Origin of the sequence: Streptomyces tendae (assembly GCF_014650435.1) — a bacterium.
Lineage (GTDB): Bacteria > Actinomycetota > Actinomycetes > Streptomycetales > Streptomycetaceae > Streptomyces > Streptomyces tendae.
In genome coordinates this window covers 408,125-425,263 of record NZ_BMUY01000007.1, presented here as the reverse complement: position 1 = coordinate 425,263, position 17,139 = coordinate 408,125, and the positions used below count along the sequence as shown (strand labels likewise).

The 17,139-nt window shown below is 70.1% G+C and carries 17 protein-coding genes; 11 read left to right on the top strand and 6 right to left on the bottom strand.

Annotation, left to right across the window (positions count from 1 at the left end):
- Positions 1-44 precede the first annotated feature (44 nt).
- The 3 genes from IE258_RS21085 to IE258_RS21075 all read left to right on the top strand — a co-directional run bounded on the left by IE258_RS21085 (position 45) and on the right by IE258_RS21075 (position 3,187).
- The gene (locus tag IE258_RS21085) at positions 45-1,067 is read left to right on the top strand and encodes a methyltransferase (RefSeq protein WP_229892310.1); all 1,023 of its coding nucleotides are present in this window, start codon (positions 45-47) and stop codon (positions 1,065-1,067) included.
- An 86-nt stretch (positions 1,068-1,153) separates the two neighbouring features.
- Positions 1,154-1,876 (top strand): SDR family oxidoreductase, encoded by a 723-nt coding sequence (locus tag IE258_RS21080; RefSeq protein WP_164459801.1) that lies wholly within the window; start codon positions 1,154-1,156, stop codon positions 1,874-1,876.
- A gap of 36 nt (positions 1,877-1,912) precedes the next feature.
- On the top strand, positions 1,913-3,187 hold the full coding sequence (locus tag IE258_RS21075) for a nucleotide disphospho-sugar-binding domain-containing protein (protein ID WP_189745711.1): 1,275 nt from the start codon (positions 1,913-1,915) through the stop codon (positions 3,185-3,187).
- 72 nt (positions 3,188-3,259) lie between these two features.
- Here IE258_RS21075 and IE258_RS21070 read toward each other — a convergent pair whose 3' ends face one another.
- Positions 3,260-3,625 carry a hypothetical protein gene (locus IE258_RS21070; RefSeq protein WP_189745709.1) on the bottom strand — a complete coding sequence of 122 codons (366 nt, stop codon included), beginning with the start codon at positions 3,623-3,625 and terminating at the stop codon, positions 3,260-3,262.
- A gap of 194 nt (positions 3,626-3,819) precedes the next feature.
- Between IE258_RS21070 and IE258_RS21065 the strand changes: the two genes are divergently transcribed.
- Positions 3,820-4,263 (top strand): nuclear transport factor 2 family protein, encoded by a 444-nt coding sequence (locus tag IE258_RS21065; RefSeq protein ID WP_229892309.1) that lies wholly within the window; start codon positions 3,820-3,822, stop codon positions 4,261-4,263.
- 180 nt (positions 4,264-4,443) lie between these two features.
- On the opposite strand, the gene IE258_RS21060 is transcribed toward IE258_RS21065, so the two are convergent.
- The 3 genes from IE258_RS21060 to IE258_RS21050 are packed head-to-tail and all read right to left on the bottom strand — an operon-like array spanning position 4,444 to position 6,712.
- Entirely contained in the window at positions 4,444-5,367 is a 924-nt protein-coding gene (locus IE258_RS21060; RefSeq protein WP_229892307.1) for an MBL fold metallo-hydrolase, read from the bottom strand.
- Positions 5,364-5,900 (bottom strand): flavin reductase family protein, encoded by a 537-nt coding sequence (locus IE258_RS21055; protein WP_189745707.1) that lies wholly within the window; start codon positions 5,898-5,900, stop codon positions 5,364-5,366. The genes IE258_RS21060 and IE258_RS21055 overlap by 4 nt, the downstream gene beginning before the upstream one ends.
- Positions 5,901-5,926: 26 nt before the next feature.
- Positions 5,927-6,712, bottom strand: coding sequence for an SDR family NAD(P)-dependent oxidoreductase (locus IE258_RS21050; protein WP_189745705.1), 786 nt, complete (start codon positions 6,710-6,712; stop codon positions 5,927-5,929).
- Between the two features lie 186 nt (positions 6,713-6,898).
- Here IE258_RS21050 and IE258_RS21045 point away from each other — a divergent pair, with 186 nt between their 5' ends.
- The 6 genes from IE258_RS21045 to IE258_RS21020 all read left to right on the top strand — a co-directional run bounded on the left by IE258_RS21045 (position 6,899) and on the right by IE258_RS21020 (position 13,142).
- Positions 6,899-7,363: an SRPBCC family protein gene (locus tag IE258_RS21045; RefSeq protein WP_161378551.1), complete on the top strand. Its 465-nt coding sequence runs from the start codon at positions 6,899-6,901 to the stop codon at positions 7,361-7,363.
- Between the two features lie 28 nt (positions 7,364-7,391).
- Positions 7,392-8,513, top strand: coding sequence for an acyl-CoA dehydrogenase family protein (locus tag IE258_RS21040; protein WP_189745703.1), 1,122 nt, complete (start codon positions 7,392-7,394; stop codon positions 8,511-8,513).
- 67 nt (positions 8,514-8,580) lie between these two features.
- Entirely contained in the window at positions 8,581-9,108 is a 528-nt protein-coding gene (locus IE258_RS21035) for a nuclear transport factor 2 family protein (RefSeq protein WP_189745701.1), read from the top strand.
- Between the two features lie 76 nt (positions 9,109-9,184).
- Complete coding sequence (locus IE258_RS21030) at positions 9,185-10,450, top strand: cytochrome P450 (RefSeq protein WP_229892306.1); 1,266 nt, start codon at positions 9,185-9,187, stop codon at positions 10,448-10,450.
- A gap of 87 nt (positions 10,451-10,537) precedes the next feature.
- Positions 10,538-11,563 carry a helix-turn-helix transcriptional regulator gene (locus IE258_RS21025; RefSeq protein WP_189745697.1) on the top strand — a complete coding sequence of 342 codons (1,026 nt, stop codon included), beginning with the start codon at positions 10,538-10,540 and terminating at the stop codon, positions 11,561-11,563.
- A gap of 73 nt (positions 11,564-11,636) precedes the next feature.
- Positions 11,637-13,142, top strand: coding sequence for an MFS transporter (locus IE258_RS21020; RefSeq protein WP_161378556.1), 1,506 nt, complete (start codon positions 11,637-11,639; stop codon positions 13,140-13,142).
- A gap of 111 nt (positions 13,143-13,253) precedes the next feature.
- Here the strand turns inward: IE258_RS21020 and IE258_RS21015 are convergent, their stop codons facing one another.
- Positions 13,254-14,222: a Gfo/Idh/MocA family protein gene (locus tag IE258_RS21015; RefSeq protein ID WP_268256334.1), complete on the bottom strand. Its 969-nt coding sequence runs from the start codon at positions 14,220-14,222 to the stop codon at positions 13,254-13,256.
- Positions 14,219-15,676, bottom strand: a complete 1,458-nt coding sequence (locus IE258_RS21010; protein WP_189745693.1) for an NDP-hexose 2,3-dehydratase family protein — start codon at positions 15,674-15,676, stop codon at positions 14,219-14,221. The genes IE258_RS21015 and IE258_RS21010 overlap by 4 nt, the downstream gene beginning before the upstream one ends.
- Positions 15,677-15,895: 219 nt before the next feature.
- On the opposite strand from IE258_RS21010, the gene IE258_RS21005 reads away from it, so the two are divergent.
- On the top strand, positions 15,896-17,137 hold the full coding sequence (locus IE258_RS21005; protein ID WP_229892302.1) for a class I SAM-dependent methyltransferase: 1,242 nt from the start codon (positions 15,896-15,898) through the stop codon (positions 17,135-17,137).
- The last annotated feature ends 2 nt before the right edge of the window (positions 17,138-17,139 follow it).

Genomic DNA, 17,139 nt, shown 5'->3' with positions numbered 1-17,139 from the left:
CGCTGTTGCTCCCCATCGTGATGACGAAGGAGTGGAGACAGCGGATGAGCGGCGCTCTGGAACAGGACGAAAGTCTACGGCTGCTGGCACTCGGTGACGGCTTCATCTACGCTCGGGCACTGCACCTGGCCGCGGAGCTGTCCATAGCCGATCTGCTGGCGGAAGGGCCCCAGCCCACGAAAGAACTCGCACGGCTGACCAGGACCGATCCGGGCACCCTGCACAGCATGCTGCGGGCCCTGGCCGGCTGCGGGGTGTTCACGGAGGTGGCCCAGGGCTGCTTCGGCCTCACCGCCGTCGGCGAGCGCCTGCGGTCGGACCATCCCCGTTCCGTACGGACCACTGTCGCCCAGTCGGGGAGGATCACGGCCCGGGCCTTCCAGCACGCCGACCACGCCCTGCGCACCGGCGACGGAGCCTTCGCCACAGCCTTCGGCCAGCCGTTTTGGGAGTTCCTGCGGGACCACCCGGAGGAGGGCGCCGCGTTCGATACGGCCATGCAGGAGCACAGTCGTGTCGAACGGGGGGCGATCGTCGAGGCGTACGACTTCCCCGACACGGGCCGCATCGTCGACGTGGGGGGCGGAGACGGCACGCTGCTCGCCGCGGTGCTCCGTGCCCGCCCCGGGACGACCGGCGTGTTGTTCGACCTGCCGCACGTGGTGGAGCGGAACTGCATCGAGGAGGAGGGGCTCACCGAGCGCTGCGAGATCACCGGCGGTGACATCTTCGGGGAGTTGCCCGCGGGCGGGGACCTGTATCTGATGAAGTCGGTGCTGCACGGCTGGAACGACTCCGACGTGCTCACGATTCTGCGCGGCTGCCGACGGGCGATGAACCCGGGCAGCAGGCTGCTGCTCGTCGAACGGGTCATCCCGCCGGGCGATGCTGCGCACACGAGCAAGGCGTTCGACTTCGCCATGCACGTCATGGCGGGCGGCCAGGAGCGTACCGGCGACGAGTACGCGCGGCTGCTCGTCGAAGCCGGGTTCGCGGTCGGCCGGTTCATCCCCACGGGCTCGGTTCAGAGCATTGTGGAAGCGCTGCTTCCCAGCTCACAGACCTGACCGTGACGGGCCGGGGGGCGGCCCGGCCCGCGGGCGCATGAGCGCCGCACCAGAAGGACACGAGCCGCCGCTGCGATGCTCCCCTCATGGCCGCAGACCGCAAGATCGCCCTAATAACGGGCGCCAACAAGGGAATCGGATTCGAGGCCGCGCGGCGCCTGGGCGCGCTGGGCGTCGTGGTGCTGGCCGGAGCCCGTGACAAGGGCCGCGGTGAAGCCGCGGTGGAGCAGCTGCGCGGCGAGGGGGCCGACGCGCACTTTCTTCATCTGGACGTGACGTCCCCGAGCCTGATCGAGCAGGCCGCGCGCCGCATCGATGAGCGCCATGGCCGGCTCGACATCCTCATCAACAACGCCGGGATCAACATCGAGTGGCCGTCCAGCAGGCCCAGTGAGGTCGGTGTCGAGCAACTCAGGACGACGTTCGAGACCAACGTGCATGGCGTGGCGGCTGTCACGAACGCCGTTCTTCCGCTGCTGCGCCGGTCGGCGGCGGGCCGGATCGTCAACGTCTCCAGCGAGATGGGACTGCCCGCGTGGCTGGACGGGTCCGAGATGCCGGCCATCACGGCGTACAGCGTGTCCAAGGCCGCTCTGAACATGCTGACCCTGTTGTACGCCAATGAGCTGCGGTCCACCCCGATCAAAGTGAACGCCTGCTCACCGGGGTTCGTGGCGACGGACATCAACGACGGCTTCGGAGAGCGCACGGCCGAGGAAGGCGCCGCCATCGAGGTCCGCCTCGCCACGGTCGGCGCGGACGGACCCACGGGCTGCTTCGTCACGGACGAAGGCATCCGGCCCTGGTGACCGCGCGGCGGACCCGCAAGCCGAAGGGAGTTTCCTATGCGCATCCTGTTCGTCGTCTGGCCCATGGCGGCGCATCTCTATCCGATCGTGCCGTTGGCGCGTGCGTTCCAGGCCGCGGGGCACGAGACCCGCGTCGCCTCACACCCCGCTCTGATCGAGGAGATCACTGCCACCGGTCTCGCCGCGGTCCCGGTGGGCACGCCGGACACCATGCCGCCGCTGTCTCGGGTGGGGGACTACGTCCTGCCCGAGGAGGAACGCAACCGCCTGGCGAAGGCTTTCAACGTCACCGGTGCCGACGAGCACGCCTGGTTCATGTTCAGCTATTTCGCGCTCGCCGGGACTCGGATCTTCCACTCCCCGGGCGACTCGGACGACGGGGCCATTGCGGGAACGGACTACCTGGTGGACATCGCCCGTGCCTGGGAACCCGATCTGGTCCTGTGGGACATGTGGCCGGCCGCAGCCATCGCGGCTCGGGTCACCGGTGCGGCGCACGCGAGGTTCCTGTGGGGGCCGGACTACTGCGGCTGGGCCCGGCAGCGGTATCTGAGGCTGGGCGAGGCGGAGTGGACGCGACAGCCGGACCCACTCGCGCAGGCGGTGACCGAGGCCGCTCGGCGGCACGGCTGCACAGTCGACGACGAACTCCTGCTGGGGCAGCTGACCTTGGACCCGACTCCGGCTATGCTGCGTCTGGACACCCCGGCGCCGACCGTCTCGATGCGTCGGGTGCCCTACACCGGGGCGGATGTCATGCCGGAGTGGCTCCACGAGCGTCCGCGGCGGCCCCGGGTGGCGGTGTCCCTGGGCATGTCGGGACGGGAGTACGCGTCCAACGGAGCCCTGGTCACCAAGCTGCTGGAGATGGTGGCCGACCTGGACATCGAGGTCGTCGCCACGCTCAACGAGGTCCAGTTGAGGGGGCAGCGGGTCCCGGACAACGTGCACGCCCTCGATTACGTTCCCTTCAACCAGCTGCTGCCCACCTGTTCCGCGATCGTCCACCACGGTGGCAGCGGCACGGTCATGGCCGCGGCGGCCCATCGGGTGCCGCAGCTCATCGAGGTGGAAGGCCTGGAGTCGGCCACGTACGCACCCTATGTGCTGCGGCACGGGGCGGGGCTGACGCTCGATCACAAGCGCCAGTCCGCCGATGTGATGCGGGCGCGGCTCCTGCGAGTGCTGCACGAGCCCTCGTTCCGCGCGGGGGCGGACGCCCTGCACGCCGAATGGCTGACCATGCCGTCTCCGCGTGAGGTCGTACCGGTCCTCGAGGCGCTGACCCGGCGTCACCGTTCACGCGGTTGAGACCGGCACGTCGGCTTCGCCGGAACGCGCGCACTGCCTTCGGTGCGGCGCGTTCCGGCGGCACCGGCGCTGTCAGATGCGAGTCGACCTGCCCTCGGCGCGCACACTGGCCAGCAGCCGGTCGTTCGCGTCGTGGACGTGGGAGATTCCGCTGCACGCGAAGGTGTCACCGCTCAGAATCCCGGCCTGCTCGATGTCCACCCAGCCGGAGAAGAGCCCGTTCTCGTCGAACTCCAGCTCCACGATCCGGAACGAGAAGGTGTCCGGGCCGGTCCTGTTCCAGTACCCCGCTCCGACGGAGCCGGGGCGCGGCCCGGCAAGGATCATGGCCCGTCCGTTCTCGGTGAAGCGCAGCGTGCTGGTGTACGACTGTCCCTCCACGGTGAGGTGTTCGCTCCAGGTGCCGGCCAAGGTCGTGGTCCCCGGGATGCCATCCATGCCTTTTCACCTCTCGGCTCAGTGCGCTGACAGCTTCACGGTGCGTCCTTCGGCTCGATGAGCGCTCGAGGCCCGACCGCGGCCGGTGCAGCGGGCCGCGGTCGCGCATCGTCCGGTTGACCTGGTCTCCAGCGGAGTTGGAGGGAAGTCGGGCACCGTTGACGGCGTCTCGTACATCGTTGAGGGGAGTCATTGTGTCCCAGGTCCTGAACAATTCGGTCGCGCAGGCCACCGGAGACCTCTACGCGGAGGTCCAGGCGTTCTACGCCCGGCAGATGCGACGGGCCGACTCCCTCGACATCGAGGGCTTCGCCGAGACGTTCACCGACGACGGCGAGGTGGTGCACGCCGACGGTGGGCGGACCGCCGGCCGGGCCGAGATGATCGCCGCCATGCGGGCCAGGCTGCCCCGGTACGAGGGTGTGTCGACCCAGCACTGGTTCGGCCAGTTACTCATCGAGCGACTGGCCGACGGTGCGCTGGGGGTCTCCTACTACACACTCGTCGCCCAGATGGGCGAGGAGGGGCTGTCCTTCCAGCCGACCTACACCGTGGACGACGTGCTGGTGCGCGACCCCGGCGGCAGCCTGCGGACGCGCTCCAGGATCATCCGCCGGAGCGGTCCGGCCCGGCGGTGACTGCGAGGCCAACAGGTCCGTGTGGTTCTGGTGGCCTCGCAAAACGTTCGCTGGGTGCAGTACCGCTGGTGGGGTGGAAGGACGACGTCCTGGTCGCTCAGTGGACGGCACCACATGCAGCCAGAGAGTGTCCTGACCGGGGTGGGCCGGTGACGCATCGGTGCGTCACCGGCCCGTGTCTCAGGCTCGGCACTCCGGCAGACCGCCGTGGAACTCGCACATCTCCCTGAACGACCCGGCGACGTCGATCCGGGCCCCCGGTGGCAGCCCCTCGAGCTCGGCGTAGGCGCGATGGAGGTTGCCGACGAGGCGTTCCGGGTCGGTCAGATCGGCGTACCGGCCGGGGCGGGCACGCCGGGCGGCCTCCAGCGGGGACAGCCCGGCCGACAGGCCGTCCTGCGCCACTTCGCGGCACCACCGCAGGTACTCCTCGGTCCGGTCCAGCAGCTCCGGTCCGCCGACCGCGCCGTGGCCCGGCACCACCACTCGGGGCCGCAGCGCGCGCATCCGGGCGACAGCCCGCAGCGAACCCTCCACCGACCCCATGAGTACGTACGGGGTGACGCCCGACCAGACCACGTCGCCGGTGAACAGCACGCTCCGCTCGGGAACCCATACGGCGACGTCCGTCGCTGTGTGGGCCGGTCCGATGTGCAGCAGTTCGACCCGGGGCCCGGCCGCGCCCAGATGCAGTGTGAGCGCGTTGCGGAAGGTCAGGGTCGGCAGCACGAGCGGGGTCTCGCCCCAGGCGACCTGCGGCCACAGTCCGCGCAGGCCGAGGCCCGCCTCCGCCATGTCGGCGCGGGTCCCCTCGTGCGCGACGACGGTCGCCCGGGGCGCGAAGTGGCCGTTGCCGAACACGTGGTCGCCGTGGAAGTGGGTGTTGACGACGAAGTCGGGGCCGCCTGCCACGACCGCGTCGACCTGATCGCGCAGGTGCCTGGTACGGGCCTCGGTGGCGGCGGTGTCCACGAGCACGCAGGTGTCGGGGCCGACGACGAGTCCGGCGTTGTTCAGGCACCAGCCGCCCGGCGGCTGGAGGTAGGCGTAGACGCCGTCGGCGAGCGGCGTCAGTTCTCCCGGCGGGGCGACGACTACGGTCACGTCGCCACTCCGTCCGTGCCGGGGACGGCGCTGTAGGAACCGTGGTGGAAGACGAGCGGCGGCCGGCCCGGCCGGCTGCCGGACACAGCGACCACCCGGCCGACGAGCAGTGTGTGGTCCCCGGCCTCGATCTCGTCGTGCAGTTCGCACTCCAACCAGGCAGCGGCCGAGGGCACGACAGTGTGTCCGGTCGGGCCCGGCACACCGCCGAGGCGGCTCATGGCGTCGGCGCCCTCGGGCCGGTCCGGCAGACAGAACTCCCGTGCCAGGTCGCGCTGGTCGCCGTTGAGCACACTGACCGCGTATCCGCCGCGCGCCCGCACGCGCGGCCGCATCCGGCCGTCCGCCTTGACGGACACCAGGATCAGCAGCGGATCCAGGGACACGGAGGTGAGGCTGTTGAGGGTCATGACGACCAGGTCGTCGTCCCGTCCGCAGGTGAGCAGAGTCACCCCGGTGGGGAAACAGCCCATCGTCGCCCGGAAGGCGGCCTCGTCCGGACGCGTCCGGACGGTGTCGGCCGATTGCTTCATCGTTCCGCCCTGATTCGTGAGAGTCATCAGTAATTGCCGAGTCCACCGCAGACGTTGAGCGCCTGGGCCGTGATCGCGGCGGCGGCGTCCGTGGTCAGATAGCCGACGAGCCCGGCGACCTCCTCCGCCGACACATAGCGCCCCATCGGGATGCGTCCCTCGATCCGGCTCCGGATCTCCTCCTCGCTGACGCGGTGGTACGCGGCATGGCCCTGACGGACGCGTTCGGCCATGGGGGTCTCGACGTAGCCGGGGCAGACGGCGTTCACCGTGACGCCGGTCCGGGCCAGTTCCAGCCCCACGGCCTTGGTGAAGCCGACCACTCCGTGCTTGGACGCGGAGTAGGGGGCGGCGAGCGGCACGCCCTGCTTGCCACCCGTGGACGCGATGTTGATCACGCGTCCCCAGCCGGCGTCGATCATGCCGCCCTCGGACAGGACCTCGCGGGTGACCCGGAAGACACCGTGCAGATTGGTGTCGATCACGTCCGTCCAGATGCTGTCGTCGAGATGCGCGGTCTCACCGCCGCCGCTGCGCCCCGCGTTGTTGACCAGCACGCCGATCGGCCCGTAGGCGGCGACCGCCTCTGCCACGGCCGTGCGTATCTGCTCGGCCGAGGTGACGTCGCACACCGTGCCCGAGACCTCCAGGCCCTCCTCCCGAAGCCGCTTCACCAGGTCGCGCACGTTCTCCGCGCCCCGCGCACAGCCGAAGACCGCCATGCCCTGGCGGGCCAGCAGCTCGGTCACCGCCAGGCCGATCCCGCTGGTCGCACCGGTGACGAAGGCCGTTCGTCGTTCCGTGCCTGTCATCCCGCTCTCCCGTCCTTGACAGTCCGCCGCGCACGACCGTGTCAACGTCTGCTTGGGGGGGTCTCGAAACGGGCTGGAGGCAGCGGCCGGTCGAGCATGGTTCGACGCGGTGTCAAGGCCTCGGCGCGAGAGTTGGCGGCGTCCGCAGGTGCGGGCCCCGCGCCCCTCGGAGTTGAGGAGTTTCCGATGCCCGAAGAGATCCCCGACGTCAGGAAGTCGGTCGTTGTGGCAGCGCCCGTGGAGCACTGCTTCGAGGTCTTCACCGAGCATCCCGCCGACTGGTGGCCGCCCTCGCACGTGCTGGTCAAGAAGGAGCGGGCCGGTCTCGCCTTCGAGCCCTTCGTCGGCGGCCGCTACTACGAGTGGGACGTCGACGGCAACGAGGTCACCTGGGGCCGCGTGCTGGAATGGGACCCGCCGCACCGGCTCGCCATGACCTGGCGGATAGACGGCCGCTGGCAGTCCGTTCCCGACGACGACCGGGCGAGCGAGATCGAGGTCGACTTCATCGCGGCGGGCAGCCGAGGCACCCGGGTGGAACTGGCGCACGTCAAGCTGCACCGGCACGGCGACGGAGCGTGGAACATCCACAAGGCCCTGGACACCCCGAGTCCGGGAGAGACCCTGGCCCGTTTCGCGGACGCCGTCTGACCCGGACGGCCGACAGGAAGGGTACGAGATGGACGGGCACACCTCCGCACGGACGACGGCCGAACCGGCTCTTGCCGTGGACAAGTTGTGCAACCTCGCCGCGCAGCACGCCGAGACCGCCGACCGTGTCGGCCGGCTCTCGCCGGAAGTCACCGGTTCCCTCCGGGAGACGGGGTTCGCCCGGCACTTCGTGGACGCCCGGTGGGGTGGGACCGAGGGGTCGTTCGCGGACCTCACCGAAGCGGTCGTCGCGCTGGGCCGGGAGTGTGCGGCCACCTCCTGGTGCGCCTCGCTGAGCGCCTACTCCGCACGGTTCGCCTGCCACCTCCCGCACGAGGGGCAGCGGGCGCTGTGGTCGGGCAGCCCGGACACCATGATCGCGACGGCGCTGATGCCCGGCGGGCGAGCCGATGCCGTCGAGGGGGGCTGGCGCCTGACAGGCCGGTGGAGTTACGTCAGCGGCGTCGACTTCGCCGACTGGGTGCTGCTCTGCGCCGCCGTGGGCTCCGGCGACGGGCCGTCCCGGCTGCGGTTCTTCGCCCTTCCCCGGGGAGAGTGCACCGTCCACCAGGACTGGGACAGCGTCGGCATGCGGGCGACCGCCAGCCACACCGTCGTCGTGGACTGCGCCACCGTCCCGGACCATCTGACGTTCGACCGGGACGCCATGGTCACGGGGCTCAATGCGCACTCGGACGCATCCGCCCACAACGTGCCGTTCCAGGCCGTCGGCGGTCTGACCTTCATCGCTCCGGTGATCGGCGCGGGAACCGGCGCGCTGCGCGCCTTCGCCGCCGGCCTCACCGGACGTCGGCGCACCGCGGCCAACGAGTCGGCCCTGGTACGCGCCTCCGGCCGGGTCGACGCCGCACGCCATCTCGTCGAGGAGAACACCCGTGTACTGGACGGGCGCCTGTTCACGCCCGACCACATGGCACGCAACGAACGCAACGCCACCTTCGCCGCGGAGGCGGTCAGGGAGGCCGTCGGCCTGCTCGTCGCCGCGGCGGGCACCACCGGTCTCGGGTCCCGGCACCCGCTCCAGCGGCTGTGGCGGGACATCACCTCCGCCACGAGCCACGTGGCTCTCCAGTACGACACGGCGGCCAGGAAGAACTACGCGGCGGTACTCGCCGGACCGGCGGAGTGAGCCCCGCCGGGATCGCCGGCCGGACAGCGGCGCCGGCGGATTGCCCGAGATCACGAGGAGAGTACTGATGCACGCACCGCAGCGTTCCACCCGGCGGGTCGACGCCCAGCTCTACGTCGAAGTCCTGCAGTTCTACGCCCGGCAGATGCCGTTGCTGGAGGAGCGGCGGCTGGAGGAGTTCCTGGAGACGATGACCGAGGACGGCTCCATCGAGCACGTGCCCAACGGGTGGCGGATCGAGGGCAGGAAGGCGCTGCTCACCGAGATGCGTGCCCGCCGGGGCGACCCGGACCGGCCGCTGGTGGGCGAGATGTCGGCGCGTCAGGCACGGGCGGACGAGGTCGCCTACTACGACGGGATCGTCTACCGGTACTGGTTCGACCGGATGCGCATCGAGCCCCAGTCGGACGACGTCCTGCGGGTCGGCTACCAGGCGATGGTCAGCATGACGGACGCCGCGGGCAAGGTGAGCTTCGAACCGACGACGACGGTGCAGGACGTCCTGGTCCGCCAGGACGGCGAGTGGTACACGCGCTCGCGCCGGGTCACACACGACTCGCCCAACTGGGCCGACAAGATCCACAACCCGTCCTGAGCGGATGCCCGAAGCTCTTCCAACGTCCCCGGCCGTCTGCCCGTCGGCAGCGCGCACTTGCGGAGGTGCCACCATCGTGTCGTCGTCCCGAGAGACCGAGTCCCGAGGATCCGACTCCCAGGAGTCCGCGTCCCGGGAATCCGAGGTCTTCCCCTTCAATGGCTCCTCCTACCGGGGGCCCGATCCCCGCTACGCCGGGTGGCGGACCCAGGAGCCGGTGAAACGCGTCCGGACGGCGGGCGGGGTGGACGCCTGGCTCGTCACCCGGTACGAGGACGTGCGGGCCGCCCAGGCCGATCCGCGCCTGAGCAGGGCCCTGGCCTGCGGTCCCGGTGCGCCACGGATCGGCGGCACCATGTACACGACCCCCGACATGATCATTTCCATGGACTCGCCCGAACACTCCCGGCTGCGCAAGCTGGTGGCCGGGGCCTTCACGGCCCGCCGGGTGGAGCGCATGCGACCGCGCGTGCAGTCGGTACTGGACGAACTGCTCGACGACATCGAGGCCAAGGGCTCCCCCGCCGACCTCGTGCCGCAGCTCGCCCTCCCCTTTCCCCTGACGGTGATCGGTGAGCTGCTCGGTGTCCCGCCCGAGGATCTGCGGAAGTTCGAGGTGTGGGCCCGCTCCTTCGCCACCGTCGACGACCGGGCGGGCGGCGAGGCGTCGTTGGAGGGCCTGGCGAAACTGAGCGAGTACATCGTCGGGCTGATCGCGGACAAGCGGGCCGAGCCGGCGGACGACATGCTGTCGGAGCTGATCGCGGCTCGTGACCAGGGCGACCGGCTCAGCGAAGCGGAGCTGGTCACGTTCGGTTTCACCCTGATCGGCGCGGGATTCGACACCACGGCGAATCAGCTCGCCAACTCGGTCCTGGCGCTGATCGCGCATCATCGGGACCAGTGGGAGTGGTTGGTCGAGGAGCCCACCCGCGTCCCGAGCGCGGTGGACGAGATCCTCCGGCACGTCAACCTGTTCGCGACCGACACCTCCGGCTTCCCGCGGATCGCGGCGCAGGACATGGAGATCGGAGGTGTCGAGATCGCCGCGGGTGACGCGGTCCTGCTGTCGCTGGCCTCGGCGAACCGGGACGGCACCGTCTTCGAGGATCCGGACCGCCTGGACCTGGGCCGCCTCCGCAATCCGCATCTGTCCTTCGGCCACGGCATCCATCACTGCCTCGGCAAACACCTCGGCCGGATGGAGATGGAGATCGCGCTGACCGGACTGGTCCGGCGCCTGCCGGATCTGCGGCTGGCCGTGGACGAAGGGGAGCTGCCCTGGCACGTGGGCGAGATCAACCACACCCTGACGTCCCTGCCGGTCACCTGGGGACGCTGACCGCGTGAGCGGAGTATGCCCGCCCCGCGCCGCGGCCACGAGGCCGCACCCCGAGCACGCCCGTGAACAGCTGACATCCTGGACGCCATGAGTGAGACCTCGGCACGACTGTTGAAGTTGCTGTCCCTCTTACAGATGCCGCGGGAGTGGCCCGGCAGCGAACTGGCCGAACGGCTGGGCGTGAGTCCTCGCACCATCCGCCGGGACATCGACCGCCTGCGTGATCTCGGGTATCCGGTCGACGCCACGAGGGGTGCGGTGGGCGGATACCGCCTGGGCGCGGGAGCCGCCATGCCCCCGCTGCTGCTGGACGACGACGAGGCCGTTGCCATCACCGTCGGACTGCGCACGGCGACGCACACGGTGGACGGCATCGAGGAGGCCGCCGTGCGGGCGCTGGCGAAGCTGGAGCAGGTCCTGCCGTCGCGCCTGCGGCACCGGGTGAGTGTCCTGGGTGCGGCGACCGTGCCGCTGCAGGGCTACAGCCCCGGGGTCGCCGCCGAGCACCTGACGGTGCTCGCCGCCGCCGTGGCCGGCCGGGACCAACTGCGTTTCGCGTACCGGTCGGCAAGCGGCCGGCCCGGCCAGGAGCCGAGCCGGCCGCAGGACACCCAGCGGCTCGTGGAACCTCACCGGCTGGTGCCGACCGGCCGTCGCTGGTATCTCGTGGCGTACGACAATGCCCGTGACGACTGGCGGACGTTCCGTGTCGACCGCATTCGCGACCCGCAGCCGACGGGCGTCCGCGCGCCGTTTCGGTCCCTGCCGTTCGAGGACGCCGCGGTGTACGTCACCCGCCGGCTCTCCGAGCTCGCTCCCCTCCACCAGGCCGTGGCCACCTTGTACGCTCCGGCGAGCGAGATCGAGGACCGGCTCGGCAGGACGGGTGGCGACGAACTCGAGGAACTGTCCGAGGGCAGTTGCCTGCTCCGTACGCAGGCCGATTCCCTCGGCTGGCTGGCATTTCGTCTGGTGAGCCTCGGATGCCGGTTTGTCGTGCACGAACCTCCCGCCCTTGTCGCATACATGCGTGATCTGGGCGCCCGGGCCACCCAGTCCGTCAACGACTGTGAACAGCCTTCCTCCCGGCGCACTATTTCGGACGTCTCTTGACCTAATTGGGGTCTAGCGTCAAAGCGTTCGCGGGACGAGTCGTCCGCCCCCACAATCTTCAGGAGCTAGGACCATGAACGCTGCCCAGGAGGCTCCTCCGGGCTCCGCCGAAGACCGGCGCCGGTGGATCGCATTGGCCGTTGTACTGACCGCGTCCTTGCTGGACCTGGTCGACGCGACCATCGTCAACGTCGCGATCCCCACCGTCCAGCGGGACCTGGACGCCTCGTACAGCGCCATCCAGTGGATCACGGGCGGCTACACCCTCGCTTTCGCCGTGGGCCTGATCACCGGCGGGCGGCTCGGCGACATCTGGGGCCGCAAGCGGGTCTTTCAGCTCTCCATGCTGGGCTTCACCGTGGCGTCTGCCCTCTCCGGCCTGGCGATGGGCCCGGAGATGCTGATCGGAGCGCGCATCCTGCAGGGCGTCATGGCCGCCATGATGGTGCCGCAGGTGCTGTCGATCATCCATGTGACGTTCCGTCCCGAGGAGAGCGGCAAGGTATACGGACTGTTCGGCGCCATCAGCGGCATCGGCGCGGTGTCCGGGCCTGTCATCGGTGCGCTGCTCGTGCAGTGGGATCTGTTCGGCCTCGGCTGGCGGCCGATCTTCCTCATCAACCTCCCGATCGGCATCGTCGGCCTGATCATGGGCCAGCGCTACCTCACCGAGTCGAAGGCGCCCCATGCCGTCCGTCTCGACCTCGTCGGGGTCGCCCTGGCCTCGCTGAGCCTGCTGCTACTGGTCTACCCGCTGACCCAGGGCAGGGAGGCGGACTGGCCCGCCTGGAGCTTCGTGGCCATGGTCGCGAGCGTTCCCACTTTCGTCGTCTTCGTACTGCACCAGCGGGCCAGGATCCGCGCCCGGAGCACGCCGCTCATCGAGTTGTCGCTGTTCAGGATCAAGAGTTTCGCGGCCGGCATCGCCGTACAGCTCACCTTCGGCACCACGTTCGGTCTCTTCTCGCTCACCGGCGCTCTTTACATGCAGATCGGGCTCGGCTGGAGTGCGGTCCATGCCGCTCTCACGAGTCTGCTGTTCGGCGCCACGATGGCGGTGTCGACCAACGTCGCCATGCGCAAGCTGATGCCGAGGTTCGGGCGCACCGTGCTTCAGGCCGGTGCCCTGCTGATGATCGCCGGGCTGTTCGGCTACTACTGGGTCGCCGACACCCAGGCAATCGGCGCCACGTCCTGGGAGCTGGCACCGGTCCTGGTCGTTGCGGGCTGGGCTCTTGGCATGATCATGGCACCCTTGACGAGTGCGGTCCTGGCCAACGTTCCCTTCGAGCACGCCGGATCCGCCTCCGGGCTGACCAACACCGTCAACCAGATGGGCATGGCGATCGGTCTCGGTCTGGCCTCGGTGGCCTACTTCGACGTCGTCGACGGGGCGACCGCCGCGGAACGCTCCAGCGGCGCCGCCTTCGTCGACGGCTTCACCAACTCGTTGTGGTGGGCGATCGGCGGCATGGTGCTCGCCTTCCTCCTCATGTTCGCGCTGCCCTCGACGAAGCCCGCCGCGCCGGGAGTCGAGCCGGAGACCGCCTCTGACGACGTCGCCGAGCCGGCGCGCTGAGGACCCGTGCGCGCGGGCCCGCCAAATCCCCCGGGCGGGTCCGAGGCGGTACGGAAAACGGCTGTGGGCCGGGACACCGAAGTCCTGGCCCACAGCCCGTTCACGCAAGGCTCACCCGCCCCGTGTCGCCGCCGCACGCACGTCGTCGAGCAGGCGGGCCTGTTCCGGGCAGACCGCGTCGGGCGTGCCGCCCGCCCTTGCCGCCGCGGCGAACGCCATCACGGTGTTGTACGCCTGGTCCTCGGCGGGAACAGCAAGGTCCCGTACGCCGGAGCCGTCGTCCAGCCGGATGGTCGGCCGATGAGAGGCCGGGGGCGTGAAGGCCCGGTCCACGGCGATGCTGCCGCCGGTCCCCCAGAGGGTGTAGGCGCTGCGATAGGCGTGATCGAGACCGAAGGAGGCGTGGACACCGGTGCCGTCCGGTGCCACGAGAAGCGCCGACCCGGCCGAGTCGACCCGGTGTCCGCCGCCCCGAACCAGACAGGCGCCGGCGACCCGCAGACCGGGCCCCAGGAAGTACCGGGCGGCACGCAGCGGATACACCCCCGTGTCCCACAGGGCGCCGCCCCCCAGTTCGGGCTGCAGGCGGATGTCGTCCATGGCGCGCCGCGGGACCGTGAAGTGCGCCTCGAAAGCCCGCAGTTCACCGATGGCCCCCTCGGCGAGGAGTTTGCGGACCACTGCGTGCAGGCCGTGGTGCACGAACATGACGTTCTCCATCAGGGCAAGACCCCGGCTCGCAGCCAGCTCGACCAGTCTGCTGGTCGTCTCGCGGCGCAGCGACACCGGCTTCTCCACGAGCACGTGCTTGCCCGCGAGCAGTGCCGCTTCGGCCCATTCGGCGTGCAGGGCCGCGGGCAGCGGCACGTACACCGCTTCGACCCCCTCGTCCGTGAGCAGCGCCTCATATCCCTGCACTGCTCGGCATCCGTAGACGTCAGCCAGCTTGCGGGCGCGCCCCGCCTGGCGGCTGGCCACCGCGACGATCTCGGTCTGCGGCGCCCGGGCAATGGCCGGGAGCATCCTGCGCCGGGCGATGTCCGCGCATCCCATGACCCCCACCCGAAGCGGCCGCGTCACAGCCTGACCGCCCCGCTGTTGAGGGCCGCGAGCAGGGAGCGGGCCTGCACATTGACATAACGGCTGTGCCGGGCGAGCCAGTTCAGCTGTCCCGGGGTCACCCAGCGGTATCCCTCGGGCGGCGTCGACAGTGCGGCGGTGTCGACGTCCACCACGAGATGCCGGCTGACCGCGTTGAGGAATCGGCCGCCTTCCTCCGAGTGCAGCGCGCTGTAGCGGATACTGTGCGGCGCGGCGTTCAGCACCAGGTCGAGAAAGCGCGGGGCGGCAGGCGCCGCGTGTCCCCTGTAGTTGTCCGGGACGCACTGCACGGTGGGGCCGAGTTCCACGCTTTCCAGGAACCCGCCCTCCGCCCGGGCGTGGACCAGCAGGTGCGGCACGCCGCCGAAGCGGCCCGTGAGGAACGCCGTCACGCCGGTCGCGACCGGCTCGAACAGCGGCTGCGTCCAGCCGGCCACCTCACGGTTCGCCGCCTCGGCCCGGACGGCGACCACCCTGAAGAACCGGTCGTCCAGGCGGCGGACGGCCGACTCGGTGCGCACCCATCCCTCCGTCTCGGCAAGCGGCAGCGGCTCGGCCCGTACCTGGTGACGGGCCTTCTCCGTGGTGATCCAGGACAGTAGTTCGGTGTCGGAGGACAGCGCCTGCGGCTCGGTCAGAAGGTGGGGCGCACATGCCAGGACGGTCCGGGAGTCCATGTTCACCACGTGGTCCTTCAGCAGCAGTTCACCGAGTTGCCCCAGGGTCAGCCAGCAGAAGTCCGGGTCGGGCGGGACGTCTTCGCGCGTCTCGACGATGACGTTCCGGTTGGCTTTGTGCAGGAACCACGCGCCGTGCTCGGACTGGAGGACGTCGACGAGGACACGGGTGGGCCGCCGGCCCGTGAAGTACTCGAGGTACTTCACGGACCCGCCCCCGTGCGCCTTGGTGTAGTTGCTGCGGGTGGCCTGCACTGTGGGTGAGAGCTGGACCAGCCGCGGATTGCCCGGCTCCATCTTCGCCTGCATCAGGAAGTGCAGTACGCCGTCGAACTCCTTGGCGAGAATGCCGAGGACACCGACCTCCGCCTGGTTGATGATCGGCTGCTGCCAGTCGTGCGCTCCCTCCGTCACGCGCACCCGCAGACCGTGCACGGTGAAGAAGCGCCCGCTGTCGTGGACCAGGTTCCCCGTGACCGGTTCGAACGACCAGCCCTGGAGCTGGTCGAACGCAATCCTGTGGACGCGGAACGGATGAGCGGCGCTGCGCTCGGCGAGCCAGCCGGCGAAGTCCTCGGTGGACATCTTGGCGCCGGATCCGACGGCCGCCGCGGAGCGCCGGAACCGCTCGGGCAGCGTGGCGTCCGCACGGGACCGCAGAGCGGTGGATCCGGTGAAGGGCGCGTCGCCCGGCCGCACGCTCCTCGCCCGCCCCCAGGAGGCGTCGCGCGGCCCCGTCTCGGTCAGTTCGCTCATGCCGGTGTCCCCTTCGGAAGGCGCCGTCGGCCTTCTACGGCACTCACCGTAGAAGCGGCGTCTGGAGACCCGGTCGTACCGTCCTCGGCTGTCCGGCCGCTCCCGGCAGACGAAGGAGCGAGTCGACGGATCCTCGAGCCCTTCATGGCACCGTCTCGGCTCACCGGCGTCTGCCGGGCCGGCCGGGGCGACAGGCCCGTTTCACCACCAGGAGGACGAGTGGTCATCGATCGCTGCCGTGTCTGCGGCAACCGCACGCTGCTGCCCGTGCTGGACCTCGGTCCACAGGCCCTGACCGGCGTCTTTCCCCGGTCACGCGAGGAAGCCGTCCCCGTGGTCCCGCTCCAACTCGTCCAGTGCGCGCCGGACGGCTGTGGACTCGTGCAGTTGCGGCACGTAGCCGACTTCGGCCTCATGTACGGCGACGGTTACGGCTACCGCTCAGGCATCCGCCCCTTCATGGTCCGGCACCTGAAGAGCAAGGTGGACGCCATCACGAAGCTGGTCGCTCTCGGCCCCGACGACCTGGTGGTGGACATCGGCAGCAACGACTCCACCTTGATGCGGCAGTACCCGGCAGACGGCCCGGCTCTGGTGGGCGTGGACCCGGTCGGTGCCAAGTTCCGCCATCTGTACCCGCCTCACGCGGAGCTGATCACCGACTTCTTCTCCAAGGAGGTGTTCACCGAACGGTTCGGTGCCCGCCGCGTCAAGGCCGTCACCTCGATCGCGATGTTCTACGACCTGCCGCGTCCCATGCAGTTCATGCAGGACATCCGCGACATCCTCGCCGACGACGGGGTGTGGGTGACCGAGCAGAGCTACCTGCCGTCGATGCTGGAGGCGACCGCCTACGACGTCGTCTGCCATGAACACCTCGCGTACTACAGCCTGCGGCAGATCGAGTGGATGGCCGAGCGAGTGGGGCTGACGGTCATCAAGGCGGAACTGACTGACGTGTACGGCGGCAGTCTGGACGTCACTCTCGCCCGGACCCCCACCCGGCTTCCTGTGGACGAGAGGGGCCTGGCTGCGATCCGTGCGCGGGAGGCCGCCCTCGGACTGGACGGCCCCACGCCGTTCACCCGGTTCGCGGCACGCAGCGAGCGATACCGCGACGCTCTGCGGGAATTCCTGGACGACTCCCGCAAGGCGGGGAAGCTGACGGTCGGCTACGGCGCCTCGACCAAGGGCAATGTGATCCTCCAGTACTGCGGTCTTGGCCCCGACGACCTCCCGTGCGTCGGTGAGCCCAACGAGGACAAGGCCGGTTGCTTCACCCCCGGCACCGGGATACCGATCGTCTCCGAATCCGAGGCCAAGGCGCACCGCCCCGACCAGTTGCTGGTCCTTCCGTGGATCTACCGCGACGGGTTCGTCGAGCGCGAGCGCGACTTCCTCGCCGGCGGGGGCCGGCTGGTCTTCCCTCTTCCCGAGCTCAGCGTCGTCGAGGGGCGGTAAAA